20 protein-coding genes are annotated in these 25,853 nt (G+C 53.1%); 8 read left to right on the top strand and 12 right to left on the bottom strand.

The window, feature by feature from the left end; genetic code table 11:
• Positions 1–112 precede the first annotated feature (112 nt).
• From VB741_RS19295 to fraC, 3 genes are read right to left on the bottom strand one after another with little or no spacing between them, the layout of a single operon-like run.
• The gene (locus VB741_RS19295) at positions 113–895 is read right to left on the bottom strand and encodes an ABC transporter permease (protein WP_323366831.1); all 783 of its coding nucleotides are present in this window, start codon (positions 893–895) and stop codon (positions 113–115) included.
• Positions 896–944: 49 nt separating this feature from the next.
• Complete coding sequence (locus VB741_RS19290) at positions 945–1,946, bottom strand: DUF5357 family protein (RefSeq protein WP_323366830.1); 1,002 nt, start codon at positions 1,944–1,946, stop codon at positions 945–947.
• Positions 1,947–1,988: 42 nt separating this feature from the next.
• Positions 1,989–2,558, bottom strand: a complete 570-nt coding sequence (fraC, locus tag VB741_RS19285; RefSeq protein WP_323366829.1) for a filament integrity protein FraC — start codon at positions 2,556–2,558, stop codon at positions 1,989–1,991.
• A 225-nt stretch (positions 2,559–2,783) separates the two neighbouring features.
• Between fraC and VB741_RS19280 the strand changes: the two genes are divergently transcribed.
• Positions 2,784–3,917: a cob(I)yrinic acid a,c-diamide adenosyltransferase gene (locus VB741_RS19280; protein WP_323366828.1), complete on the top strand. Its 1,134-nt coding sequence runs from the start codon at positions 2,784–2,786 to the stop codon at positions 3,915–3,917.
• Positions 3,918–3,996: 79 nt separating this feature from the next.
• Entirely contained in the window at positions 3,997–4,263 is a 267-nt protein-coding gene (grxC, locus tag VB741_RS19275; RefSeq protein WP_323366827.1) for a glutaredoxin 3, read from the top strand.
• Between the two features lie 83 nt (positions 4,264–4,346).
• Here grxC and VB741_RS19270 read toward each other — a convergent pair whose 3' ends face one another.
• From VB741_RS19270 to VB741_RS19255, 4 genes are all read right to left on the bottom strand, one after another.
• Entirely contained in the window at positions 4,347–4,625 is a 279-nt protein-coding gene (locus VB741_RS19270) for a hypothetical protein (protein ID WP_323366826.1), read from the bottom strand.
• Positions 4,626–5,011: 386 nt separating this feature from the next.
• On the bottom strand, positions 5,012–5,296 hold the full coding sequence (locus VB741_RS19265) for a hypothetical protein (RefSeq protein WP_323366825.1): 285 nt from the start codon (positions 5,294–5,296) through the stop codon (positions 5,012–5,014).
• A 386-nt stretch (positions 5,297–5,682) separates the two neighbouring features.
• Positions 5,683–6,945 carry an FAD-dependent hydroxylase gene (locus VB741_RS19260; RefSeq protein WP_323366824.1) on the bottom strand — a complete coding sequence of 421 codons (1,263 nt, stop codon included), beginning with the start codon at positions 6,943–6,945 and terminating at the stop codon, positions 5,683–5,685.
• A 187-nt stretch (positions 6,946–7,132) separates the two neighbouring features.
• Positions 7,133–8,590 carry a flavin monoamine oxidase family protein gene (locus tag VB741_RS19255; protein ID WP_323366823.1) on the bottom strand — a complete coding sequence of 486 codons (1,458 nt, stop codon included), beginning with the start codon at positions 8,588–8,590 and terminating at the stop codon, positions 7,133–7,135.
• A gap of 391 nt (positions 8,591–8,981) precedes the next feature.
• Between VB741_RS19255 and psb34 the strand changes: the two genes are divergently transcribed.
• The 3 genes from psb34 (at position 8,982) to VB741_RS19240 (ending at position 12,548) form a co-directional block, all read left to right on the top strand.
• Positions 8,982–9,152, top strand: coding sequence for a photosystem II assembly protein Psb34 (gene psb34 / locus VB741_RS19250; RefSeq protein ID WP_323366822.1), 171 nt, complete (start codon positions 8,982–8,984; stop codon positions 9,150–9,152).
• A gap of 306 nt (positions 9,153–9,458) precedes the next feature.
• Positions 9,459–11,513: a hypothetical protein gene (locus VB741_RS19245; protein WP_323366821.1), complete on the top strand. Its 2,055-nt coding sequence runs from the start codon at positions 9,459–9,461 to the stop codon at positions 11,511–11,513.
• 483 nt (positions 11,514–11,996) lie between these two features.
• Positions 11,997–12,548, top strand: coding sequence for a hypothetical protein (locus VB741_RS19240; protein WP_323366820.1), 552 nt, complete (start codon positions 11,997–11,999; stop codon positions 12,546–12,548).
• A gap of 9 nt (positions 12,549–12,557) precedes the next feature.
• Here VB741_RS19240 and VB741_RS19235 read toward each other — a convergent pair whose 3' ends face one another.
• Positions 12,558–14,051, bottom strand: coding sequence for an FAD-binding oxidoreductase (locus VB741_RS19235; protein WP_323366819.1), 1,494 nt, complete (start codon positions 14,049–14,051; stop codon positions 12,558–12,560).
• Positions 14,052–14,556: 505 nt separating this feature from the next.
• Positions 14,557–16,290, bottom strand: coding sequence for a 4Fe-4S binding protein (locus VB741_RS19230; protein WP_323366818.1), 1,734 nt, complete (start codon positions 16,288–16,290; stop codon positions 14,557–14,559).
• Positions 16,291–16,413: 123 nt separating this feature from the next.
• Between VB741_RS19230 and VB741_RS19225 the strand changes: the two genes are divergently transcribed.
• Positions 16,414–17,931 (top strand): FAD-dependent oxidoreductase, encoded by a 1,518-nt coding sequence (locus VB741_RS19225; protein WP_442786399.1) that lies wholly within the window; start codon positions 16,414–16,416, stop codon positions 17,929–17,931.
• Between the two features lie 37 nt (positions 17,932–17,968).
• Here the strand turns inward: VB741_RS19225 and VB741_RS19220 are convergent, their stop codons facing one another.
• Positions 17,969–19,105, bottom strand: a complete 1,137-nt coding sequence (locus VB741_RS19220; RefSeq protein ID WP_323366816.1) for a tocopherol cyclase family protein — start codon at positions 19,103–19,105, stop codon at positions 17,969–17,971.
• Positions 19,102–20,304, bottom strand: a complete 1,203-nt coding sequence (locus tag VB741_RS19215) for a 4-hydroxyphenylpyruvate dioxygenase family protein (RefSeq protein ID WP_323366815.1) — start codon at positions 20,302–20,304, stop codon at positions 19,102–19,104. The genes VB741_RS19220 and VB741_RS19215 overlap by 4 nt, the downstream gene beginning before the upstream one ends.
• A 145-nt stretch (positions 20,305–20,449) precedes the next feature.
• Here VB741_RS19215 and VB741_RS19210 point away from each other — a divergent pair, with 145 nt between their 5' ends.
• On the top strand, positions 20,450–21,409 hold the full coding sequence (locus tag VB741_RS19210) for a methyltransferase domain-containing protein (RefSeq protein WP_323366814.1): 960 nt from the start codon (positions 20,450–20,452) through the stop codon (positions 21,407–21,409).
• A gap of 4 nt (positions 21,410–21,413) precedes the next feature.
• Positions 21,414–22,424: a homogentisate phytyltransferase gene (locus VB741_RS19205; RefSeq protein WP_323366813.1), complete on the top strand. Its 1,011-nt coding sequence runs from the start codon at positions 21,414–21,416 to the stop codon at positions 22,422–22,424.
• A gap of 635 nt (positions 22,425–23,059) precedes the next feature.
• Here the strand turns inward: VB741_RS19205 and VB741_RS19200 are convergent.
• Complete coding sequence (locus VB741_RS19200) at positions 23,060–25,699, bottom strand: right-handed parallel beta-helix repeat-containing protein (RefSeq protein WP_323366812.1); 2,640 nt, start codon at positions 25,697–25,699, stop codon at positions 23,060–23,062.
• Positions 25,700–25,853: the final 154 nt, after the last annotated feature.

The raw sequence follows: 25,853 nt of genomic DNA, 5'->3' as shown, positions 1-25,853 counted from the left end.
TTTACGGTTTCGATGGTTCCCAATCCCCTAATTTTGGGGGATTTGAAATCGCAACGATAGATTGGTCAAGATGCGTTAGATGTCGCAGAGCAGGCACGAGACCTGTCCCTTGCTAAAACTGCCGACGAGTAAACACATTGCCTGCAATCACCAACAACAAAGCCGTATAAATCAACCCATACAGAGCATTCATCGCCAACGTTCCCGCCCCCGGCAACACCGCTGCCCCATAAACTGCCTCATTCTTCAAATTCAATCGTTCCAAGTCTGGCAAAACCAAATACATTGCCTCCACTACCCGTTGCAAACCCTCAGACTTGGATACCTGACTCAGTTTCAGCAAATCAGTGCTGAGATGCCCCACCAAATAGGTGCCAAAGGACAGCAATGTAGCTAACAAAGAACTGGTGAATACCCCAAACACGATGGTGATGGCAATAATCAGTAGCATCTCAAGGTACATAAAGAAGATCGCAACCAGCATGCTACCCGCCGGAAACTCTAGCTGTCTGACCGTCAAAATAATAATAAAAATCCCCGTCTGTACCAGCATCAACAAGCCGGTCACCGCCGCCAGACCGAGATGTTTTCCCAAAATAATCTCAAACCGGCTCACCGGCTTAGCAATTAGCACCAGCACCGTCTTTTTCTCAATTTCCTTATTCACTAGACCGGTGCCCACAAACACCACCACCACTAGGGTAAATAGGTTGATGGCCGCTAACCCCAGGTCTAACAGGATCTTATTATCGGTACCTGCCGCCACCTCCGGCAGCAGCACTGCTGCCAGCACCATTACCACAGCAAACAACCCAGCTAGGTAGAGGATGCGATCGCGAATCACCTCTAAAAATACATTGCGGGCCACTACGGTAATACGAGGAAGATTTAACATCGGCAACTATAGTATTTTTAGTATTTTTCTTGAGAGAATCTAAGCGAATTTAAGTCGATGGGGCATCCAGGGTCACTGTCCGTTCTACCTCGGTTGTCTCGTCGGCACAAGTCACTTGGGCCACCGGGGTGGAGGAGGCTGCTGCCTGGGGTTCATTCCCCGTGCGCTGTTTGAGGGGGCGGGGCATAATGGTGCACACCTTTTCCACGTAATAACCATTTTTCTTGGCCGTTGGCCCTAGCCAATTGGCCCGGAGCTTAATCTGATAGCCATTGGCCACGGACTCGGGACGGGGGGCGTCTAAACTCCAAAATACCTGTTCGCTGAGGGTATTCAGAATGACGCCACTGGCCAAGGAACTAATACTATTGTCCAGGTTTAACAGCCACCGCTCCACGCGGGGCCAGGGGGCATCATTCAGCTGTTTGACCAAACTGTTCGCCGCGCTGGTCAGGAGGATATTGGCTTGGGATGTGCCTTGACTGTCTTCCCCAAATCGATAGACAAAGGCGCTGTTATCTAAATTTTCCGCCATCAGACTGGGGTAGTCGTTAAACCAATGCTGGATGCGAAAGTAAAACATGATCCAGCTGCTGAGCAACAAATTGAGCAGCAACAGAACGATCAATTCCTGACGCACATTGGGGAGGGGGGGCTTCCAATTGAGATTCCAATTAAAGAATTTGGGAATGGCCGCCAGGATCGTCGCCACCACGGGCCAGAATCCCATGGCCAACTGCAGCCGTTCGGGGGTCCAGGGCTGAAACAAAAAGATACACATCACCGCCGCCGTAATCCAGGGGCTAAGGGAGACATCGCCGATTTCTATGGGATTGTCGGTCAAGGCCCACCAGATGGCGATGGTGAGAAACATCCAGCTCAAGGTGCTGAGCAACATGACCGTGAAAGGAGTCGCTAGGCTACTTTCTGCAATGGCGGCCATGATCCAAGAAAACAAGCTTAGCAGTAGGCAGGTTTGCCAGGATAGATAGCGAGGGGGGGTGATCAGGGCGCGGATCTTATCGATAGCGTCCTTCAGGATATCAATCATGGACCAGCCCTCCAGGAAAGACGGCGCTCTTCAGGATATCAATCATGCGACGTTCCTAAGAATGTAAGACCGCAACACCAAAAGTAACAGAATGGCACTAAAGCTGAGGGCATTGGCTTGGAGCACTGCGATCGCAAACTGAGATGCCGCCTCTTGGTAACGGGTGGTGCCGGTGCGGGAGCGACTGTAGCGCTCTTTACGGTTCAGGTCCTTGGGTTTTTCAGGCAGCTTCCAGTTACCCATGGTCCGCATCAGCAGTTCCAGGCCCTTGAGCTTGATCATCAGGGTGATAAAAAAGGCTCCCAACCCGGCCACCAGGATGATCCACCCCATTTGGGGCTTGAGGGTATTGTTAATTAAATTATCAAACAGCACATAGCTAATGACCTGGGCCTGGAGCCGAGGCTCAATTAGCGGTTCGATGGCCAAGAAGGCAAACCAACCCACTACCACCGTCAGCAGGTTAACCGCCGCCGCATACCGCACGCTTTGTCGGTAGCCAAGGTGCATCTTCTGACGGAGCACCATGGCTTCTAACGCAATGGCCACCAATAAAAATAAAATTTGAAACATGACCGCTTTAAGCGGAAACACCGGCTCAAGTTCGCCCATCGCCCTGCCCGAGAATCCCAGACATTAGGGTATACCCTATTTGGGAGAGAAGAACATCTAAATAGTAGTAATAGTTGTGAATTTTGAATTTTTTATTGTGAATTGGGTTTGAATTGGACCGGAATGGAGCCCGTTTCCCAATTCCACATTCAACCTTGAGAACGCAAAATGGTCCCATTTCTTGGCGTTACAATCTAAGACTGTCCTCCATATTTTTTCCTCCCCATGGTTCGTTCTGGCATCGGTATTCGCACCGCTCAGCAAACGTCAGAGCGGATGGTTGGGCAGATCCATGTCTACGATGGCGAAGGTAAGGGAAAATCCCAAGTGGCCCTGGGGGTAGTGTTGCGGTCTATTGGCCTCGGCATTCAAACCTTTATGGAAAGTCGGGTGCTGCTGCTGCGCTTTTTGAAGGGGCCGGGGCGCACCTATGACGAAGATGCGGCGATTGAAGCCCTACAGCGCGGATTTCCCCACCTGATCGATCAGGTGCGCACGGGGCGGGCCGAGTACTTTGGGGCGGAGGATATTACTAAATTTGATCACCAGGAAGCCCAGCGAGGATGGGATGTGGCGAAGGGTGCGATCGCATCTGGCCTCTATTCTGTGGTGGTGCTAGACGAATTAAACCCAGTGCTAGACCTGGGGCTTCTAGACATTGACGACGTGGTGCGCACCCTGCGCCGTAAACCCAACTACTTAGAAATCATTGCCACGGGGCGGAGTGCCCCCCCGGCCCTGCTGGAGGTGGCCGACCTGCACTCGGAGATGAAGCCCCAGTACTATGCCACCTCCGAGATTCCGGGGCTAAAGGGCATTGAAATCTACACGGGGGATGGCAAAGGCAAGTCCACCAGTGCCCTGGGCAAGGCGCTCCAAGCCATCGGCATTGGCATCAGCCAGGACAAGTCCCACCGGGTGATGATTATCCAGTGGCTCAAAGGTGGCAAGGGGTATACCGAAGATTCAGCCATTGCCGCCCTGCGCCAGAGCTATCCGAACCTGGTGGATCACCAGCGCTGTGGCCGTGATGCCATCGTTTGGCGGGGACAGCAGCAAGACATTGACTATGTGGAAGCCGAGCGCGGTTGGGAAATTGCCCGTACCGCCATTGCCTCCGGTTTATATAAGACCATTATTCTCGACGAGCTCAACCCCACGGTGGACCTAGAGCTGCTGCCAGAGGAGCCCATTGTGCAGGCCTTGTTGCGGAAGCCCAAGGATACGGAAGTGATTATTACGGGCCGATGCAAAAACCCGCCCACTTACTTTCAACTGGCCAGCGCCCATTCCGAGGTATTTAACCATAAGCACTATGCCGAGCGCGGGGTGGAACTCAAGCGCGGGGTGGATTTTTAATCGCCTAGTGGACAGAAATGTGGCGAACAGATGCGTTAGGATTTCACCAGCAGTTTCTTACTATAGGTGTCAAAGGACGATGGCAAAGGTTGAAATTTACACTTGGATGAGATGTCCCTTCTGCATTCGGGCGAAGCAACTTTTGACGAACAAGGGTGTGGACTTCACTGAATATGTGATTGATGGGGACGAAGACGCGCGGGATGCGATGGTGGCTCGGGGGTCTGATGGTAAGCGTTCCGTGCCACAAATTTTTATTAATGACGAGCACATCGGCGGCTGCGATGCGATCCATGCCCTAGATGCCAGCCAAAAACTGGATGAGCTGTTGGCGGTATCGGCTTAGGTTTGTTTTGCGTGTTTAGTTTTGAGTTTTGGGCTGAAATGTTAACCCAAAACTCAAAACTTACAGTTAATAATTATTAAAGACTAGCTGCCTAACAACAGGTCTAACTGCCATAGACCGACTGCGCCCAAGTGTTGACAGTATCGACCAATGAGGCGTTTTTCTTCGCTGGAAGGACGGCTTGCAAGATAGCTGTAGCGCACAACTGCAATGGCCAGTTCCTTAGCTTCTTGTTGGGGCACTCCAACTCTCATCAGCTGTTGCCAATGCCTAGCCCCTATGCGCTTCAGCTTGGCACGCTTAGATATTTTGCGGATGGGTGGTGGTGTTCTCTCTGATAAAACAGCTGCAGATGCTTGCATAATATCCCCCTCCTTATCAGTGGGTTAAAGTGACTCAGGAAGCAACAAATCTTATAAAACACCGTATTGTTGTTTACTTGCGACGTTCCAAGTAAGAACAAGAGTTTACTAAACAATGTCGTCAGTAAATACATTGGGCGACTTGGCCATGGTCCTGATCTATCTGTAAAGCCTCTACAGAGAAGGTAAAGGCTATTTCATAAATTTATTCAAACTACGGGATAACTAGTGTGATTTAACCCCCAATTGCTACCCTCGTTGATCACATGAACCCTGTGTACCCTATCAACTACCCGGTGGACTCCTGACGGGAGAGCCTAACTGGCTGTAGGGTCTAACGACCCTGTCTAACCGTCCGATCTAACGGCCCTGTCTAACAGTTCTGTCTAACAGTTCTGTAGTAAAGACAACTCTAGGGTCGAGAGATGTCTGTAGTAACGACCAACTAGATACTTTTGGTGGTGGGATAGATGGTTATCTACGTAGATGAAGTTGACAATTGCGATCGCAAGTTCCCTGGCATCCCCAGAAGGCACACCTTTCTCCACTAAGGTTCTCCAACAACGAGTCCCCATGCGTTGAATACTCTGATCTTCCGCTGCGGGGGCAGAGGTGTTCTTAGATAGGGGTTGAGAATAAGTAGGATGAGTATAGGTAGCTAGAGCTGGCATGGCACAAATCCTGAAAGTACGGTGCAGATGATGTGTAGATGAGATTTATTTATATAGGCAGTTCGGCCGATTGCGCTACCCATGGCTGCTGCTATCTATAGGTTTCAGCGATTACCTATGATGGTGGGAACCAGGGATGAAAAGCAATTATTTAGCTACAAATCTTAGTGATTGGCCAACAGTCACTTTGTTCGTAGTGATGTTGTTGTTGGTAGCTATCTGTTGGACTCGAACTGATGCACCTAATGTAATGATCTCAAGCACCCTTGATATATATAGAGTAGAAGATTACCAAGGGAAGGGCCTCAGCTAACTGATGGAAAATTTGCGTGAAAACGCGTAGTAGGTGTTCTAAGATACGGCAGCATTGTTTGCGTCTTTGGGTCCTAGACAATCGGCTGCTGGCCAAAGAACCCAGTCATCACCCGTAAAATCATCCGCTTCAAGGGCGAGGTATGTTCAATTATCCAGAGACCGCTGCGTCGTAGCCACAGTAGGGGCCACACCTGGTTAGAAAACATCCGATTGAGCAGATCGGTCATGGCTAAAATGAGCCAGTTCTCAGGGCGACGCCACCGCTCATAGCGCTTGAGGACCCGTAGATCACCAATGGGTTCTTGACAGGCATGGGCAGCATGCAAAACCCTTGCCAGGGCCGCAGCATCCCGAATACCCATATTTAATCCCTGGCCCCCCACCGGGTGGCAGCAATGGGCTGAGTCACCAATCAGGGCAATACCCGGCTGTACGTAGCGCTCGCTATGCATCAATCGCACCGGAAACATCATCGGTGGCTTGATCATCGTCAGTTCACCCATGTGATCGCCATAGCGATGGCGCAGCTTTGCCATAAAAGCATCCTGCGGCAGGGCCAACATTGCTGCCGCTTCCTCATGGGGCGCAGTCCACACCACTTGGCAACGATTGCCAGGAATCGGCAAAATGGCAAACGGGCCGCTGGGCCAAAACTTTTCGTAGGCTGTGTTTTGGTGGGACTTAGCCGGGGCCAGCACCGTCGTAATGCAGGATTGCCAATAGGCCCAGCCCGATGTGCGAATGCCCGCATAGTCACGAATTTTAGACCGGGCACCGTCAGCCCCCACCAGCAGCTGGGTGTGCAACGTCTGTTTCTGACCGTCGCATTCTAGGGTCAGTTGGGTGGTGGTGGCGGTGGCTTGAATATCTGCCAGGGTGGTTTCGTAGTAAGTGGTGATGCGGTGAATATGATTGGCTAACCCCTGGAGTGCCCTGACCAGTACCCGATGCTCTGCCCCATAGTAGACCGCATCCACCGGACTGTCGGTGGGATAAAAATTAACCGCTTTACCGTAGTCCGCATCCGACATGCGCACCCGTTGAAAATGGGTAATGTAGGGGCCTACCTGTTCCCACAGCCCCATCTGCTGAAAAATCCGGGCTGACATGGGGGAAAACGCGTAGGCTCGATCCCGGTCCCCCACCTGATCCTGCTTCTGGGTTTCAATAATCGCTACGGAGAGACCGCTGTGGCGCAGGGCGCAGGCCAGGGTTAACCCCACCACCCCGGCACCGACAATGGCCACATCGGTGTGGGCAACGGGCTGGTGCTCAATCGGTCTTTCGTAGCAGTGACTGGCGGTAGAAGCGTTCAAGGCGGTGTAGCGTGACATGTCCATATATATCTTTGCGCGTTCGCCTTATAGTCGCAACTAGGCTCAACCCAATAACCTCTTGGATATCCGGCCATAACCTGTGGGGAATTGACCCAGGTCTCGCTACAAACATTTCGAGCCCATTTCGAGCCATGAATTGCGTCTGTAGGTAACGGCAGACTATCCCCCCACTCCCGTGGCGAAACTAAAGAGTTGCTTTGTTCTGTAAGATTGATGCCACTCTCTGGCCACTGCGGACCGCACCTTCCATGTAGCCGATGTACGTATCTGTATGTTCTCCGGCAAAGAGTAGACGGCCGTAGGGACGACGTAGGGCAGGCCATAGGGTGGTGAGTTGACCGGGGCCATAGGCGGAGTAGGATCCCCTGACCCATGGGTCTTGTGCCCAGACGATGGATGTGGCTGAGATGGGGGAGGTGTCACTGTGAGGATAACTATCGGGATAGATTTCTGACAGTTGGGAGAGGACGTTTTGGATGCGGGGCTGTTCTGCCATTGCGCCTAGCTGTCGTCCATATTTTCCCGATACATAGGCGGTTAAGATGCCGGGTTTGCCGGTTTGGTGGGCCGTGGGTTCGCTGACAAAGCCCATGGGTAAATCGGTAACGATGGGTGGATGGGCCTGTTGATGTTGCCAGAAACGATGGCTAAATTGGCTGATAACTTTCACATGGGAGCCGTAGTTGAGTTCGGCAATGGCCTGTTGCAGTTCTGTGGTTAGGGCTGGTTCAAATCGTACCGTTCTCAATGGGGGTAGCGGTGTTGCGATGATGGCATAGTCGCCGGAAACCTGACCATTGGCATGGGTGATTTGCACCCCTAGAGGTGTTTGTTTTACTTCAGTTACGGGGGCGTTTAGGGTGACTGGCTGTCGTAGTGCTTTGGCAAAGGCCTGGGGGAGTTGAGAGTTGCCGCCACGGATGCGATACATTTCTTCCCGTTCATCGGGGATGCGGTCATAGAGGGCGGTTTGTTGTGCTAAAAAAAACAGGGATAACCATTCTGGGTCGTCGTGTTCTGCCCGCAGGTATTGGGCAACCAGGGTACGGGCCATGGGCACCTGGTGTAGGTCGTCTATCCAGCGAGACAAGATGATGTTATCCAGGGCAGTGGCATTTGCGGCTAGTTCTGGATGGTCTAGATCGGTGATGGTTTTGGCCAGGGTTGCTAGTTCGGTCCAAAATCGATTTTCGTCCTGTCTGACGTTGGAGCCAAAGGTTTTGGCTAGCGCACGATCGCTATAGGCTAGACTTTGCCCCTCCAGATAATAGGAGCCTTGTTGGGTGGGGCTAATGACCCGATCCAGCTTGAGGCCAAATTTCTGGATATAGTGATGCATTTGGCGATGGACTTGGAGGCTGTCGATGAATTCGCCACCGCCCTCGGCGTATTGGTTGGCGCTAAAGGGTGAGCGCAGGGTGATGATGCGACCACCGATGCGATCGCGCGCCTCTAATACCGTCACTTTCCAGCCCATTTTTTGCAGTTCATAGGCGGCGGTTAGACCGGCTAGACCGGCGCCAACAATAATTACATGACCGGGATTATTATCGGCCAGGGCGGGTTTGGCATTGAGGGGCAGGGTGCTCGCGGCGGCCAGGGCGCTGAGCGATCGCAAAACGCTTCTGCGGGAGAAATGCATAAAGGGATAACTAGTTGTTTGCGTAAACGATATCGTTATCTCAGATCTAGCATTTGCAGCTTAGTATCACCACCTTAGAATGTCTATCTAGATCCCCCTCGGGGCCTCCCGAGGAGCCTCCCGAGGGGGTGGAGGCAGGGTCTCCCTGCAAATGGCCACCACGTCCCTAACGGTCTATTTATCCGGGGTGCCCCAGGATGCTTGTTTATGCAGACCTTCTCAATCGACTACATGGCATATGGGATCAGCTGCCTCGGAAACATCAAATCAAGTCAAATCTGGGCTGCTGCGGGTCAGGACTGCAGAATATTTTGAATACGATAAATAATTTTATTAAACTTTATCAAGCTTTGCTAAGATAAAATTAATCGCGCCATAAGAGTTTATACCTATGCCATACACCACTGAAGAAGGTGGACGTCTTAACAACTTTGCTTCCGAGCCCAAGATGTATGAGGCTGAACCCCCAACGTCGCAAGAAAAGCGTAACTACGTCATTTTGGGTGTTGTGAGTACGGCTCTGGTGGTTGGCCTGGTGGCGTTAACAACGGTCATTTCTTAGTCAACTAGGTCCGAGTATTTGGCCACCTCTAGTAGTGTCTTAATCATTGGTTGCTCGAAAGAGGCCCGAAACTTTCGGGCCTCTTTTTGCGTTGGTTTTAATCTATGTTGGCGTTGAATGTTGGTGGTGCTGAGTCGGCCTGTGAACTCGGCGATGTTATGAGCTAGGGGATTCTGGGTTTTCCGCATCAGGTAATAGTCGTCAGATACTGTATTGGGTGCCAACGGATACTTGGGATGCGATCAAAACTGAGCTATCATCGGGCGTTGCATCCATTGCCTTTAAGCAGACATGTCTGAAGTGGCCATGACGTCCATATGGATTACCGGACCTACCCGCAGTGGCAAAACCCAGCGGTTAATTGACTGGCTATCGCAGCAGTCGGCCCTGGCGGAACGCCCCTGGCTGGTGTTTGCCGCCAATGGCGATAATCGCCTGGTGCTGGCCCAACGGCTAGCGGCCACGATTCAAGACCAGGTGCCTTACACCACCACCACCCCAGCGGGCTTTATCCAGAACGAAGTGATTCTTTTTTGGCCTTTGTTGGTGGAATCTTTGGCACTGAAGGCCCAGTTTCCCCTCAAGCTGCGGCCGGAGAATGAGCAACTGCTGGCCCTGCAACTGTGGGAACCCCGGTTAGCCAGTGAGCTGAAAGTAGAAGGCTGGCCAGAGTCCCAGATGGTGCGACGGGCTTTGGACTTATTACAGCTGGCGGCATCGGCAGGTATTCCCACCGAAGAGATTACCCAACGGCTGCGGCAGGGAATGATGCCGAACCTGGTGCCAACGGATACGTGGGCAGCCATGGGGGCCGCACTATTACAGTGGCAAGCCTGGTGTTTGGAGCGGGGATTTCTCACCTATGGGTTAATGACGCAGCTGTACTGGCGGTATTTGTTGCCCTTAGCTCAGTATCAGGCCCAGCTGCTGGACCGGTTTGCCGGGACGGCTGCCGATGATGTGGATGAGTATAGTGCGATCGCAACCCCCCTTTTCCAAGTCTTCAAAACCGCCCAACGCCCCCAAGTCTTTACCTACAACCCTAGGGGCCAAGTGCGCCTTGGCGTGGGCGCTGACCCAACCGCCACCCTAGTCTTGGCAGAGGGGTGTGAGCGATTGCCGCTAAGCCATCCTAATGTCGACAGCCTGGGCTATGCCATGGCCGATGATGTGGTGCGGTGGGTGCAGGACCCCTTGGCCGTAACAAAACTGCCCGAGCAGGTGCAGCTAATCACCGCTACCACCCGAGGCAAAATGCTGCGACAGACAGCGGACTTTATTGTCGATGTCGTCCACCGGGAATTGGTTGCTCCCTCAGACATTGCGGTGATTGGCCCTGGTTTAGATGCCATTGCCCGCTACAGCCTGATCGAGATTCTCAGCCAACAAGGAATTGTTGTCGCCTCCCTAAAAGATCAGCGACCTTTAAATAGTTCGCCGTTTGTGAGATCTCTACTGACGTTGCTATCGCTGATTTATCCGGGGTTGGGACGACTGGTCAGCCGCGATGCCGTAGCCGAAATGTTGGTGGTGCTAAGCCAAACCCCAGATACCGAAGCCAGTCTGCCCTGGTTTGACCTGACCCACATTGACCCGGTGCGCTCGGAATTGATCGCTGACCATTGCTTTGTGCCAGACGTGGAGCACCCCCGATTGTTACCGGTGGAGAACTTTCCCCGTTGGGACCGACTGGGGCACCAGGCAACAGCGGCCTACCGTCGCATTTTGGACTGGCTCGGCGAACAAAAGAAACAACAGCAGCGTTATCCGATCAATCCGGTGATTATGTTGGATCGGGCGGTGCAGCATTTCTTGTGGCGCGGCAACTATTTACCCACCGACCAGCTATCGGCCCTGAGGGAACTGATGGAAACGGCCCAGTACTTTTGGGAAGTGGAGCAGCGGTTGGATTTGTATGGGGGGATGCCAGGGGAAAATTCCCTAAGTCCTGTGGGGCGATTTATTCGGTTACTGCAGCGGGGGACGGTGTCGGCCAATCCCTATCCGGCGAGATCTCTGGATGGGGAGCGTCAGGGGGTGACCCTGGCCACGGTATTTCAGTATCGGGCCCAGCGGCTGACCCATCGTTGGCAGTTTTGGTTAGATGCCGGGTCTCCCCGCTGGCTGACGGGGCGAGATGAACTGTTTGGGGCGGAGGTGTTTTTGAGCGATTGGCCGGAGCGGCCAGTGACGGCACTGGATACGGAGACGATGCATGAAGCGCGGTTGGAGAGAATTTTGCGAGACTTATTGGGACGGACGACGGAGAGACTTTATCTATGTCACAGTGAGCTGGCCCTGAATGGCCAGGAGCAGATGGGACCTTTGTTGGGGTTAGTGAGTGGGGTGGAACCGCTATAGCTGTCAAACATACATGCTCGCCATTGTCCGCTGGACAAAATACGGGTACTGAAAAGCATCAACCAATAGAATTTTTTTTACCGAGTTGAGGGGATGGCATATTCGCGGTCAATCCGTAGGGATGTCAGTACATGAGCAGGGGATTTATAAAGGGTCGATAAAAGTGGAAACCAGAAATATGATTTTTCCTTGGTTGGCCTATCTTCTTGCTAGCTTAAATTGATTGTTTTTTGGTTTCTTCAGGTGTAAGTCGATACCAAAAAACCACGGTCTTGTACGGAGTTGTTCACCAATTTATAATGGCTGGCCCAGCCTGTCAGCCTAATGGCGGCTCAAAACATACTGAGTTCTTGGGGTTGATATAATATCTCCATGGGTCGGGATGGGTCTCTATCTAATGGGTTTTCTAATAGGTTGAATCTTGGGCATCAAGGGAAAGGGGTTGCATCATACCGGTTATTTCTGTTGCAAGCGGTTGTTATTATGTCTGGTGGATCAGAGAAAGAGCGGTTGACTAAGGTTGTTTTAAGCGAGGCAATCCAGGCTGCCAAAGCGATTCAGGGAGACTGGACTCAGTCAACGGTGTTGGGTGAGATTACCATCGCTGCTAGTCAATTGACCGATCGGCAATCGGCCCAGGCTATGTTGGGTGAGGTGTTTGAAATTGCCCAAGCTATTCAGGGCAATGGGGCCAAGTCGGCGGTGTTGAGTCAGATTGCTACGGCCTATGCCAAGATAGGCGATCAGCCTCTGTCCTGCACTGCGTTAGACGATGCCCTGGCCGCTGCCAAAGCGATTCAGGATAACTGGGCTAAGGCGTCGGCCCTGAGCGATGTGGCCGACGCTGCTGGCCAACTGGAAGATAAGCAATTTGCCCAGATTATATTGACGGAAGGGCTGCTGGCCGCTGAGAACATTCAGGATGCTAGGCATAAATCGACGGTTTTGAAGGCATTTGAAGCGGTCCACCGTGGTTTAGGGGGGAAATCCCCGTTGGCTCGGCTGGTGTTGAGCGAAGCTCTGAAAGTGGCCTAGGTTCGCTACCTAGGCTGATAACACCACTCGACCCACGGGGCGTGCCACACAGACTAATACTTGTCCCTGTTTGCGATCGCAATCCGACAACCCACCTGGCTCGTCCTCGTAGGTCACATCGCCCTCTAGGAGTTGGTGCTTACACACCCCACAGCTGCCCATGCGACAGCCGCTGGTCAGATCGATTCCAGCCTGTTCCGCTACATCTAGCAAACAATCATCTACCTCGCAGCTGACCTCCTTGTTGGACTTCGCAAACACCACCATGGGCTCACCCGATACAACCGGTGCCGGTGCCGCTGTCGGTGCCTGAAGCTGGGTAATCACAGCAGGCTTGGCCTCTAAAGCTGGCTGGAAAGCTGGCTGGAAAGCTGGCTGGGGCGCAGCTTGCTTGGACGCAACTGATTTGCGTGCTTTCGTGCCGCCAAAACTTTCTTCAAAGTAATTCTCCATCGGAAAGCCTAGACTGCTGAACAGGGCCTTGGTACTGCCCATAAACCCCTGGGGGCCACAGACAAAGGTGGTGAACTGCTTATAATCTGGCACAATTGCCTGGAGCAAAATCTCTCCCAAACGACCCCGATATCCACTCCAGGGAACACCGGTCGCTGGTTGGGTAAGGGTCCAAGCCAATTCCATATGGGGATTTTGGCTGGCCATTAACTCTAGCCGCTGCCGACAAATAATGTCCGCTGGGGTGCGGGCACTGTGGATAAAGACAATCTGGGCTGGGGACCCCGTATCCCATAGCCACTGGGCCATGGACATCATGGGGGTGATGCCACTGCCCGCCGAAACTAGCAAATACTTGTCTGCCGGATGGTCGATGCAGTTAAACTGACCAAATGGACCTTGCATGTCGACGGTATCACCCACTGTGAGATGATCGTGCAACCAGTTGGAGACGAGACCAGGGGGAATGCCGTCTTCGGCAGCGGGCACCCGCTTGACGGTAATTTCTAGGATGTGGGGCCGAGCCGGGCTGGATGAAATCGAATAGGAGCGGTTGACGGGTTGACCGTCAATATTGAGCTTGAGGGTAACAAATTGGCCCGGTTTATAGTCAAACAGCTGCGCCGGTTCTGCCCGAAAGCGAAATGTTTTGACATCGCTGGTCTCCTGGATGATTTGGATACATTGCACCGTCATTTTGTCTGGGGCTGGCGTCAGGATGGGGGGCTTGGCCTGCTCAATGGATTCCACCAGTAGGGTAAACTCTCCTAGACGGATGACGTCATCGGTGGTTAGGGCATAGGACTGGCTGACAGCTACGGTTTCATTGTTGAGGCGGGAGCCGTCGGTGCTACCGAGGTCGGAGAAATAACAATGGTGGCCTTGGAATAGGATACGGCCATGGATACGGCTGACGGTGGGGCCATCTAGGACGAGATCGCAGCTGGGGTGACGGCCGATGAGGCATTCTAGAGTATTGGTTTGTTTGGGTTGGAGGTGGCTTTCGTAGAATTCGTTGGTGGCTTGGTTGATGACTTTGAGTTTTAGCATGACGATAGATGGGTAGATCTGCAGGAACGGGGGGAGTGTTAGGGGTGTTGGTAAGTTTTTTTAGGGGGACTAGCGGGGATATATGGGTTGGAAAGTGGTTCTAGGTTTCGGGCCCTCATCCCCCAACCCCTTCTCCCTGGGGAGAAGGGGGGTCTTGCCTCAAAGTCCTTCTCCCCCAGGGAGAAGGATTTAGGATGAGGGCTACTCCAAGGCCGGAACCACTTTCAGGGGGGACTAGCGGGTATACATGAGTTGGAAAGTGGTTCTAGGTTTCGAGCCCACTCTGCGAGAAGAGCAAGCTCTACATCCCCCAACCCCTTCTCCCCAGGGAGAAGGGGAGTCTTGCCTCAAAGTCCTTCTCCCCAGGGAGAAGGGGAGTCTTGCCTCAAAGTCCTTCTCCCCCAGGGAGAAGGATTTAGGATGAGGGCTACTCCAAGGCCGGCACCACCTTTTGGTTCATTACCTTTCACATAGAAGCCCAGAAAAAGAGAGCTGTTGGAGCTTGCTAGGGAGAATCTTTTTCTCCTCGCATTAGGGTTCGTTGCTGGGGCGAGCCTTGCCTCAGCGCTGTGCGAGGTAACGGTGGCGAGATCGGGTGGATTGACTGTGGTACACCAGTAGCCTGACTATTCAATTCGGCCAACAGGTCATAATGCTGCTGAGGTGTAATTTCTAACTGTTGTTGTAGATAGTGTAACCGCATCAAACTATTGGCTGAGTTGACCTGTTCGGCGGCTAGGGTTTCTTGGAGTACACCTTGGTAGAGTTTTTGGCGATTATACTGGGCCGTATGGGGCAATGTTTTAGCGAGGACATAGATTTCATCAGCACTGAGTTGATCGATGGAACAACTGATTAAGGGGGTTAACAACTCTGCTGGGAGTTTAGCCAGTTGCCGTTTTAGTTTGTCGGCTAGGCTTTCCCGTAGGTATTGTTCAGGGCTGCGTTGCCAGGTTCTATAGAGCCAGATGGCGCTGACGCAGGCGACCACGGTCTGGAAGGCGAATTGGCAGGCTAGGGGCCAGCGGTTGATTTCTGGACGACCGCCGTAGATGAAGAAAATGTTGAAGGCGAGAAAGGTGCAGATGGAGAAGAGGCGGTGCTGGCTTTGTTCTGGGCCGAGGTGGGGAAAGTCTTGCTTGAGATATCCCCGGTAGCGTTTTTCGAGCTGGGTGCCGCCGTAGAAGGTTGCGATCGCAAACCCAGCCAACACCCACGGAGCCGCCACCACCTTGGGCATCGGCAAAGCTGTTCCAAACCAATACAGACCAGGCTTCCAGAGATTTTCCAACGCCCCTAGTTCATGGCTCCAAACGCCGGAAAAATAATAGTCAAAATTACCGGCATAGAACCGATAATAAAGAAAGTAACCCACCACTAGGCCCAGGTAGCCATACTGCACCAAGCGCCGTCCCGGTTTCTGGAGATGGTCCCAGTAAGCCTTCTCACTATCAATATCCATGCAGGAAGCTTTGCAGGAGATACAGGCACTTTTCTCCTTGCTGGCCACCTTTCCCAACCCATCCACGGCCCCATCTACGGTCTTTTCTACCGTCCTCTCTACGGTGCGACACATGGACTGGGTCAAACTCTTCGGTACTGACCGATGGGCCTGACTATCCAACAGTCCACGGGGTCCCGTGAACACGGTTTGTACCATGCCAAAGGGACACACATAGTGACACCAGCTGCGGCCCCCCAATAGCCACACTACCCCTGCTGAGCTGAGAAGGGTGAGTACCAAAAATGACCCCAGGATGGGCCGTACAGAATTGACCAACAGAATGCGGCCATTGAGGCCCAAAAAGAAGAGGCCAAACTGGAGGTAGAGGTGATTGCGTTCTAACCAAGGGAAAGACGTAATCGATGTCCGAGGGGGAATGCCCAAGGCCCGTGGAATTTGGGAAAAGAAATATAACGGACAGATCCGCCGCCAGGTTTCATGGCCAAAGACAAAGACAATAAAGATGCCGCAGGGGACCACCATGCCCCAAAAGATCCGCGCCCCAATGGCATAGGAAGAGGCCAGGGGCACACAGGCATCCTGCACCTTAATACACCGACTAGGGTCTTGGGCCATCTCCAGGGTGTGATCTTTCAGGAAACTCCAGCCATGGTTCGGGTCCGTCAGCCCAGGAGAAATTGGATCATAAAATAGAGACAGAATTAATAGGCCCCAGGCTAGGATCAAGACCCATCGAACAGCATGCATCCGTTGTTCTGAAACTTTTGCCAGCATAATACCCTCACGCGCTCTGTTTACAATGTGGCGGCTCGGTTCCTCATTGGCAGTACCTTTGGGGGTGATTTCTTTAAAATCTATGTAGAATATCCGGATAAATGTAATCTATCGAGCCAGTCCATGAGCCCCATCGCCAATCAGAAAAAAGTCATTGTCGTCGGCGCTGGTTGGGCCGGACTGGGGGCCGCCTATCATTTAGCCAAACAGGGTTACGAGGTGACGTTGCTGGAGGCCGGACCCCAGCCCGGTGGCCTGGTGGCAGGTTGGAAAACCCCCGGCGGACGTTCCGTAGAGGCAGGCATCCACGGCTTTTGGTATCCCTACAACAATATTTTTTCCCTGGTGGATGAGCTGGGCCTGCAACCCTTCACCCCCTACACCCGGTCCTCCCAATATTCCCCGGCAGGTTTAGAGGTGGAGTCGCCCCTGTTCCAGGCCATGCCCTACCTGCCCAGTCCCCTGGGCACCTTTGTCTATACCCAGTTTAAGCGGCTGCCCCTGGTGGATCGGCTGTCGGCGCTGCCGTTGCTCTATGCGGTGGTGGACTTTGATAATTCTGACGAGGCCTGGAAGCGCTATGACGGCATGAGTGCGCGGGAGCTGTTTAGGCAATATGGTGTATCGGAACGGCTGTATCGGGATGCCTTTGAGCCGATGTTACTGGTGGGACTCTTTGCGCCGGGGGAGCAATGTTCGGCGGCGGCGGCCATCGGCATGTTGTACTACTTTATTTTGGCCCACCAGCCCGACTTTGATGTGCGCTGGTGTCGGGGCACGGTGGGGGAGATGATCTTTCGGCCCTGGGTGGAGAAAATTGAAGCCCTGGGGGGGCAGGTGCTAGCCAATCAGCGGGTGAGTGATGTGCAGGTAGAGCATAACCGGGTGACTGGGGTGGTGTGCTCCGGTCTAGGGAATGATCAGACATTTGAGGCCGATGCGGTGATTTTTGCCGTGGGTATTACCGGTATGAAGAAGATTGTGGCAGGGAGTGAGCAGTTGCGCGATCGCACCGAATTTAGGGATTTACAAAACCTGGGCGGGGTGGATGTGCTGGCCACCCGTCTGTGGTTTGACCGCAAGGTGGAAGTGCCGCTACCGTCCAATGCCTGCTTTGGCTTCCATCAAACCACTGGCTGGACATTTTTTGACCTGAATGCCCTCCATGATGAGTACAAGGACGAACCCGGTAGCGTCATCGAGGTGGACTACTACCATGCGAATCAACTTCTGTCCCTCAGCGATGCACAGGTAGTCGGCCTCACCCAGAAAGATTTGGCCGGTTGTCTGCCCGCCTTTGGCCAGGCTAAGGTAGTCGATCACGCCGTGGTCAGAATCTCCCAGGGGGTGACCCACTTTGCACCGGGCAGCTATCGCTATCTGCTACCCGGCACAACCAGCCTAGACAACGTGTTTATGAGCGGCGATTGGATTGTCACCCGCCATGGCTCATGGTCCCAGGAAAAAGCCTATGTAACCGGGTTAGAAGCCGCCAATCGGGTGGTGGATTTACTTGGCATGGGTAAACCAGCGGAGATTACCCCCATTGTGCCGGATGAACCCCACATGCAAGCAGCCCGAGCGGTGAATCAGACCGTCCGCCAGGTGGTGAATCAAGTGGTTCCTCAGTGGTGGCTCTAATATCCCAGCCGTCGGCTGTCCATTTACTCGGGCAATTTTAGGTGCCCTGTTGCCAATCCTGGCTCCAGTCCTGCCCCCCGATTTCTAACCCAGCTTGTGGACTGTAGGCCCTGAGAATCCGTTGACGGGTATGGCCCTGTTTTCGCCAAAGATTGAGCCATAGCTCACCTTGGGTGGTGTCCCGACACAAAAACTCTAATCCAGTTGCCGTGGGGACTCGGATGGGTAGTCCCGGCAATGCTGTTTTGCCCACTAGCTCCACCGCATAAGTCCGGCCTTCGGCCCACACGTGCCAACTCCCCCAGGGTGCTACCCGCCAAGAGACTTTTCCCGTCCAAGGGACAAACTCATGGAACTGTCCCCGATAATGAATGCCCACCATGCCGACAGATTCTCTGTGGCCCAGCACCTGGCGAATGCCGCCGCCGGAGGTGACGGTTAAATCGGGTTCTTGGTCAAAGGCGTTGCACTGTAGCCAAAACCATCGTTCTGGAAAGGCCCCACCCCAGTTTTTCTCGGCATAGGCGGGGACTCGCTGAAAGTCATACCGATAGATGCTGACACCAGCGGCATCCACCCATTCAAACCAGCCCGTGGCCCAGCCGTGGGCCATGAGCACTTGCCAACCGGGTTCAAAAATCTGTAACTGGGACAGCCATCCCGCTGTGGATTGGGGCTGGTTGGGGGCTCCCCAGCTGTAGACCGGCTCTAGGGCGTAATGCCAGCGGGCGGTCCGATCGGTAGACGGGTCCCAGAATTGTCCTTTGTGGTGGGTGGCGGTGGCTTGGTAGCCTTCTGTCGGGCGGCAGCCTTCAGTGGCGCGGTAGCTGGCGGTGATGGGACCATGGGAATTATGGCCTGGATGACTGGGGCTGTGGCGATGATGGCCATGGCCCAGCTTATATTTCCAGGCCCAAAACTGGGAAACGTCTGGTAGGGAGCGACAAAAATACTGCTCGTCCGGTCCTAAAATTTGTACCGCCCCACCGCTGGCGGTACTCGGGCTGGCGGGATCCTGCAAGGAATACATAAAGGCAATGGTTTGGTTGCCCTGGGCCGGGGGTAGGGTGAGGCGATAGTACCAGCCTTCAAAAAAGGGTTGTTGTCTGCCGTTCCAGTGATAGCCACCGTGCGGTGTGGGCCGGGGAGTCGGGCTGGGGATAGGCTGGGTCATGGTAATTTTGCCTCCACGTTTCCCATCCCCTTTTCCATGGCCTCAATGGCTTGGTAAAGGGCCAAGAAATTACCTTCCCCAAACCCCTGGACCGCTTGGCGGCGTTCAATAAATTCGAAGAAAAAATGGTGGTCGGGGAAGATGGGCTGGGAAAAGATTTGCAGCAGCAGTGACTGGGGTTGTTGGGGTTGCCAGTCGATCAAGATTTGTTGCTCCACAATCTGTTGCCATTCTTGGGGAGGCACGGGGGGGGCTGGCTGCGATCGCAACCGCCGTTGCAGCTGTTCATAATAGGTTATGGGCACTGACAGCAGCGGCACCCCCCGCTGGCGCAGGGTCGTAATAGTGGGCACCAGGGGCTGACTGTGGAGGGCAATGTGCTGAATCCCCGCTCCTCGATTAGCATCCAAAAACGCCTGGATTTGCGATTTGACGGAGGTGGGCTCATTGATATTGAAATAGAGCTGACTGGCGGGGGAAAACAATACCTGACTGCGGAGGCCCGACTGGTCAGTTTGGATATTAAACTGTTGTTGTTTCTGCAGCTCAAACAGCTGCTGATAAAAGCTAGCCGCCGCCTGCAGCTCCCCCGTGGGAACGTTGAGCACAATGTGATCGATTCCTTGGGAGACTGGGGGGAGAGACTTTTGGGCTGGTTGTTCCTGGGTCGGGAGGCGCTGAATGAGGGTATGGCGGAGGCTGCCCCAGCCGATGATGCTAGCCCAGGCAGAGGGTGGTCTGTGGGGGGGTAGATCGATCAGTTGAGTAAGAATGGGGCAGAGGGGGGCTGCAGAATTGGGTGTTTGGGGGCCTGGATAACGGGTATCTTCTGGGCTGGAAATGTCCTGAACAGAATTCTGAAGGTCAGACATTTTTAAGCGGCGTAATACGGCGGCCAGATCGTTCACTTCAACCGCCACATCCGCCACCCCCGGACCATGGTGACGAAGATACTGAGCGACAGGACTATCCGATCGGCGGGGCGACGACAGCAGGAATAGGGTATCTCGATGGCCCAGAATCTCTAAATTTCGATCGGGCAAGGTGGCCTGTTTCAGCCATGTCCAGCCCAAAGATTGGACAAACCAGTCCCGTTGAGAGGCCGCATCTTCAACAAAGAAATGAATGTGGTCAATTTTCATATATGAACATAGACGGTGGATGCGGCACTGCGGGGACTCAGGAACCCAATTCCCCATGGTGCTAGGGTAAATGCGATTTTCCAGAACTGCACGTTTCCTTAATAACAGTCTTGGAGGTCTTAATAAATTTAGAAATACACTTGGGAAAGCCCCAAAACGCCTTACCCTTTCAGCAGCACTTGCTCTCCTGCCATCTTCTGCCATGCCCCCGTTAACCACTGACAACGTCCCATCTGCTGGCACCACCCCAGCTTCGTTTACGAAACGCATCCAGGTGTTCTATGACGAATCGTCCCAGCTGTGGGAGCAGGTGTGGGGGGAGCATATGCACCACGGCTACTATGGCCCCGACAGCCGGACGGCTAGCCCCCAGGAGGCCCAGCGGCTTTTAATTGAGAAAATCTTGGCCTGGGGCCATGAGCCAGTGTCCTCGCCCGAGACAATTCTAGATGTGGGCTGCGGCATTGGCGGCAGTACCCTCTACCTGGCCAGTAAATATCGAGCCCAAGCGACGGGCATTACCCTCAGCCCGGTGCAGGCCGCCCGCGCCGCCGCCCGCGCGGATGCGGCTGGCCTGGGGGACCATGTGCAGTTTCAGGTGGCGGATGCTCTGGCCATGCCCTTTGCCGACGACAGTTTTGATTTGGTCTGGTCCTTGGAAAGTGGTGAGCACATGGCCGATAAGGGACAGTTTCTGCGGGAATGTTGTCGGGTGCTCAAACCGGGGGGCCGACTGCTGGTGGCTACCTGGTGCCACCGTCCCCCCACCCCGCCCCTGACGGCCCCAGAGCAGGACCATCTGGCCCAGATCTATCGGCTCTACCATTTGCCCTATGTCATTTCCCTGCCGGAATATGCCGCCCTGGCCCAGGATCTGCCCCTGGGGGAGTTGAAAACAGCGGACTGGTCCGAGGCCGTGGCTCCCTTTTGGCAGGATGTGGTGAAGTCGGCCCTCAACCCCCAGGTGCTCTGGGGCATTGTGACGGCGGGTTGGCGAACCGTGGAGGGGGCGATGGCAATTCCGTTGATGATGGAGGGGTATCGGACAGGGCTGATTCGCTATGGCTTGTTGACGGGGGTGAAGCAGATTAGCGATCAACCGATTGCGCCTCTGGACAGAGGGCCAGAGGCCGGAGAGCCAGAGGCCGGGGGGCAACCGTAAAGCTATGGCGAGAGATCGACTAACAAGCGGAAAACCTCAGCGGCTCCATCATTATGGACCCCATAATCCTTTTTCCTGGCGTCGCTGGCTGCGTTCCCTATGGGCATTTTCCCGACCCCATACCATTGTGGGTACCACGCTGAGTCTGGGGGCCCTAGGGGTCATGGCCTGGGTACTGACTCCAGACACCGCAAGAGTTCTAGTGAATCCGCTGACTCTATTCGGAGCCATGGTGGCGGCCCTGGTACCTAGCCTCTGTGCCAATGTGTACATTGTGGGTCTCAACCAGCTCACCGACATTGCCATTGACCGGATTAACAAACCCCATTTACCCCTGGCCTCCGGTGCGTTTTCCGTATCTATGGGGCGTTGGATTGTGGCGGCGCTGGGGGGGGCAGCCTTGGTGCTGGCAGCATTACAGGGGCCCATTTTATGGCTCACGGTGGCCCTGAGCATGGCCATCGGTACGGTGTATTCTGTGCCGCCACTGCGGCTGAAGCGATTTCCCTTTTGGGCGGCGCTGTGTATTTTTGGGGTGCGGGGGGTGATTGTGAATTTGGGCTTTTTTACCCATTTTCGCCAGGTGTTAAGTCCGGAATCTATACCATGGCAGGCCATTCCCCCCGAGGTGTGGGCGCTGACGGTGTTTGTGGTGGTGTTTTCGATTGCGATCGCAATCTTCAAAGACATCCCCGACCTAGAAGGGGACCGCCGGTTTCAGGTCCGCACCCTGACGGTGCGCTTGGGGGCCAGGTATGTATTCCGCCTGTCCCTCGGGGTGCTCACCCTCTGCTATGGCTTGATGCTGGGGCTGACGCTGCTGGGGCTACTGCCATCGGTGCAGCCCGTATTTTTGGTGGTCACCCATGGTGGACTGCTGGGGCTACTGGGGTGGATGAGCCGTCGGGTTAATTTGCAGGAAAAATCCCAGATTACTCACTTCTATCAATTTATTTGGCGATTATTTTTCCTCGAATATGTGCTGTTTCCCTTGGCCTGTATGGTGGGCCCCTAGGTTCCGAAAAATCAGCGCAAATTCTGGTGGAATCCTTGCCAGAACTTCATCGGATCTTTACCAGTCTCTATCTGTAAGCCCCTGTTCTGTGGCGTAGTTGTAGCTGATGGTTTTGGAGAACTGATTTATGAATACCCTTATGTTGCTGGCGACTATTGAAATTTGCAACTTCATTGGTTGCAGCTGGTTGGAAACTGCGATCGCATTCGTTCAAGAATGGGTATCTAAGGTTTCCGTCTAAGTTTCAACGCCGAGCTTCATTTGCTTGAGCCACCTTTGCCCGAGCCACGATGTAATATCAAAAATGCTCTATGGCTGTTATCAGCCATAGAGCATTTTCTGTGTTAGGGAGAGTCATGGCATCTGGAGTTTAGACCAATAATCTTGCCCATAGAATGATCTACTCCAGTGGCAGATCATTCTATGGGTGAATCTGGGAAAGTCCTACCAGGGTATCAACTTAAGCCGGAGAATCCTGGCTAGGTGGGGAATCAGGGGACAGAAGCCAGCGAGGCCCTGATTCCTGGCTCCTGACTTCTGAATACTATCCCTGGGAAAACGTCCCGCTTTGAGTTGGTAACCTCTCACCAATCTCAGATGCCATGAAAAGTGCTACCGAAAAGCGCACCAGCCAGCTACGGACAAGCAGCAATGTTAGCAACAGTGCCAAAACCACCAATTACCGGACTGAATATTACCGTCCCCGTATTCGCACCAGCCACTCCATCCCGATTGACCACAGTGAAGTTGCTAGCCGTTATAGGCAACATGGAAACGGTTTCAGTCAGCGTATAATCACCATCGCTAGTATTGTTGTTGAGAGCCAGACATAACGTAGTTTCAGGGACACCATTGCTGTCGGTCGATGTTGCTTGCAGACCTCCCAACGTATTGTTAGTCAGGGTGTTACTTTCGACAGAAATCACGATGTTGCTATTATCTCCGAAGCTGCGTAAGAGTATCCCTTGTCCGTTTAAACTGTCAGTGACCTCATTATTTCGAATCACGGCATTTAGGATTTGAGCATTACTGCTGGAAATATTAGGATCGGGCGCTATGATGGTCAATAATTGAGCCAAGCCTGCGCTGATATCAATACCGTCATCCAAGTTGCCGGTCAGTGTATTGTCTTCAATTAAAAGACTATTGACAACACTATCTTCTTCTACCGTTATCCTGATGCCATCTCCCCGCAAAGGAGCGGCTACGCCATTGTTGCCAATTCTATTATTGGTAACGGTAATGTCAGCCGTAGCATTCCCAGGGCCAGTGGTGAATACATCAACCAGGGCAATGCCAATGCCGTCGCCTTGGTTGTTATTAACATCATTGTCCTCGATCGTTAGAGCAATATCTCCTGTGGAGTTGCCGATCACAATCCCCTGACCATCAAATTCATTGGTGCCAGTGGTACCCGTAACCGTGTTGCCGCTGATATCAGTTGTACCAACCACTTCCCGTAGGAAAATAGCCCCGACAATACCATTATTAGTGACGTCAGTCGCCGTGTTTGTTGCCTGGTTGTTTTGAATCGAGATGGACTCACTATCAAGCACAAAAATAGCACCGCTACCACTATTACTGATGGTATTGTTCTGAATCAGTGTATTGTCCGATTCCTCAGCAAATACGCCAAAGTTACCCCCATCCATGGAATTGCCTTCTATTGTTGCATTGGCTGATCTAGCCAGCTCAATACCTGAGTCAAAAGCGTTAGTGATGGTATTGTTCTGAATCAATGCATTGTCGGAATTTGCAAAATCTATAGCATCGTCACCAATATCACTAAAGGTGTTGCCACTGATAACTGGACTGGCTGACATAATGATATCTATGCCGTCGTCATTACTGCCACTAATCGTATTGTTACTAATGACTGCATTGGCTGAGTTTTTGATATCTATGGCATCATCACCACTGTTAATAAAGATGTTACTGAGCAATGTCACATTGCTGGAATTAAAGATCTCAATCCCATCATCCAGATCGTCACGGCTAAAATTGTTTTCTACTAATGCATTATCAGAACTATCGACAAAAATATTGACATCGGTCGCTCCAGCGATCTCAAACCCAGAGAGACGATTGTTTCCACCCGTGAGAGTAATGCCAACATCACTACCCGTGGCATCCACCAGGGGTAAAATGCCCGTGCCTGATCCGGGTAAGGTCACATTCCCGGCCTGAGTCGCAATGGTTTCTAAGTTCGCATCCGAAATCGCCACTACACCTGCTGGCACGGTAAAGGGAGCTAGTGGATTGGTGCGACTATCCCCCTGCCTGACATAAATGATGTCACCCGCTTGGGGGTTGAGCAAATTAACATTCGCTGTAGGATTTTCGATAGTGCCATTCCCTGCTGTAGATGTGGCATTAGGAATGACATGTTGAAAATTGTAGGCTTGCCCTGTCGCTGGGTTAATAGCAACTTCAATACTGTCTACTGAGGTTACCACTTCACTTTCTTTGACGACGATGGAACTGTTGCGAGTAACACTTTCCGATGCCCGTGCCCATAGTGACCCACTATCGGAGCTGTCACGGTTTCCTCCGCCCCAGTTAAAGCCGATCGAAAAGAACCCTCGAGTGCCAAAGTTATCGTCACTTTGCACGCCTAAACCCAGACGCATCCAGTCCTGGACCCGATGATCGACTCGCAGACGTCCGCCGATGGCATCTCCGTGATAGTAAACTCCACCGTAGCCCCAGAGTTGCCCCCAGTCATCCCAGTCGGCCAGCTGCATCCCGGCATCCAAGTCAACACCGCCCCAAGCGCTCTCCAGAAACTCTGAACCACCACCTGCTGTTATGAAGACCAGTTGATTCCCTTGAAACTGTGTATCGGTTATCTGGCTCGTACTGCTACCACTACTACCGACTGAATCCTGAGTATTACCTACCGGTAAATAGCCGTTCAGGTGAATGTCCCACAGTTCGCCAAAGGCTTCCACACCCAAGCCAAGCTGGTTAAATGTATTATTGCCAGTATCACGAATATCATAGGAAAGATATCCACCCAGCACCACATCACCCTGCAAAAAACGTTGTCCGACGGTGACTGTGCCCCCCAGTTCACCCGTGCTATTGAGACGGACAGCCGTATCTAAAAACGTTAACCCATGCCCAGGGGTTTGCCATAGGGGAACAAAGCCAGTCACTCGACCAAAGCTGCGTTCATCATCGCCATTGCGCGGGGCATTGAAATCAACCCCAACTCGGGGAAGAATTGTATTATCTACAGTCGTTTCAGTAACCTCAGGTGCTTGGGCATTCACAGCTGTGGGGCTAAGTAATAAGGCTAAGGGCGTAACCGGTCTCGCGCTCTAACTCAAGCAAACAGGGGCCAATCGACTGCACCGAGTAGGTTTCGGTGTGGATAAAGGCGTTCAGTTTCATGCTGAATGCGAAAATGAGTAAACGCTTGCCAGG

It is taken from the genome of Leptothoe sp. PORK10 BA2 (assembly GCF_034932105.1).
Taxonomy (GTDB): domain Bacteria; phylum Cyanobacteriota; class Cyanobacteriia; order Phormidesmidales; family Phormidesmidaceae; genus Leptothoe.
Note: the sequence above shows the minus strand (reverse complement) of the source record. Positions and strands in the feature narration are given on the sequence as shown.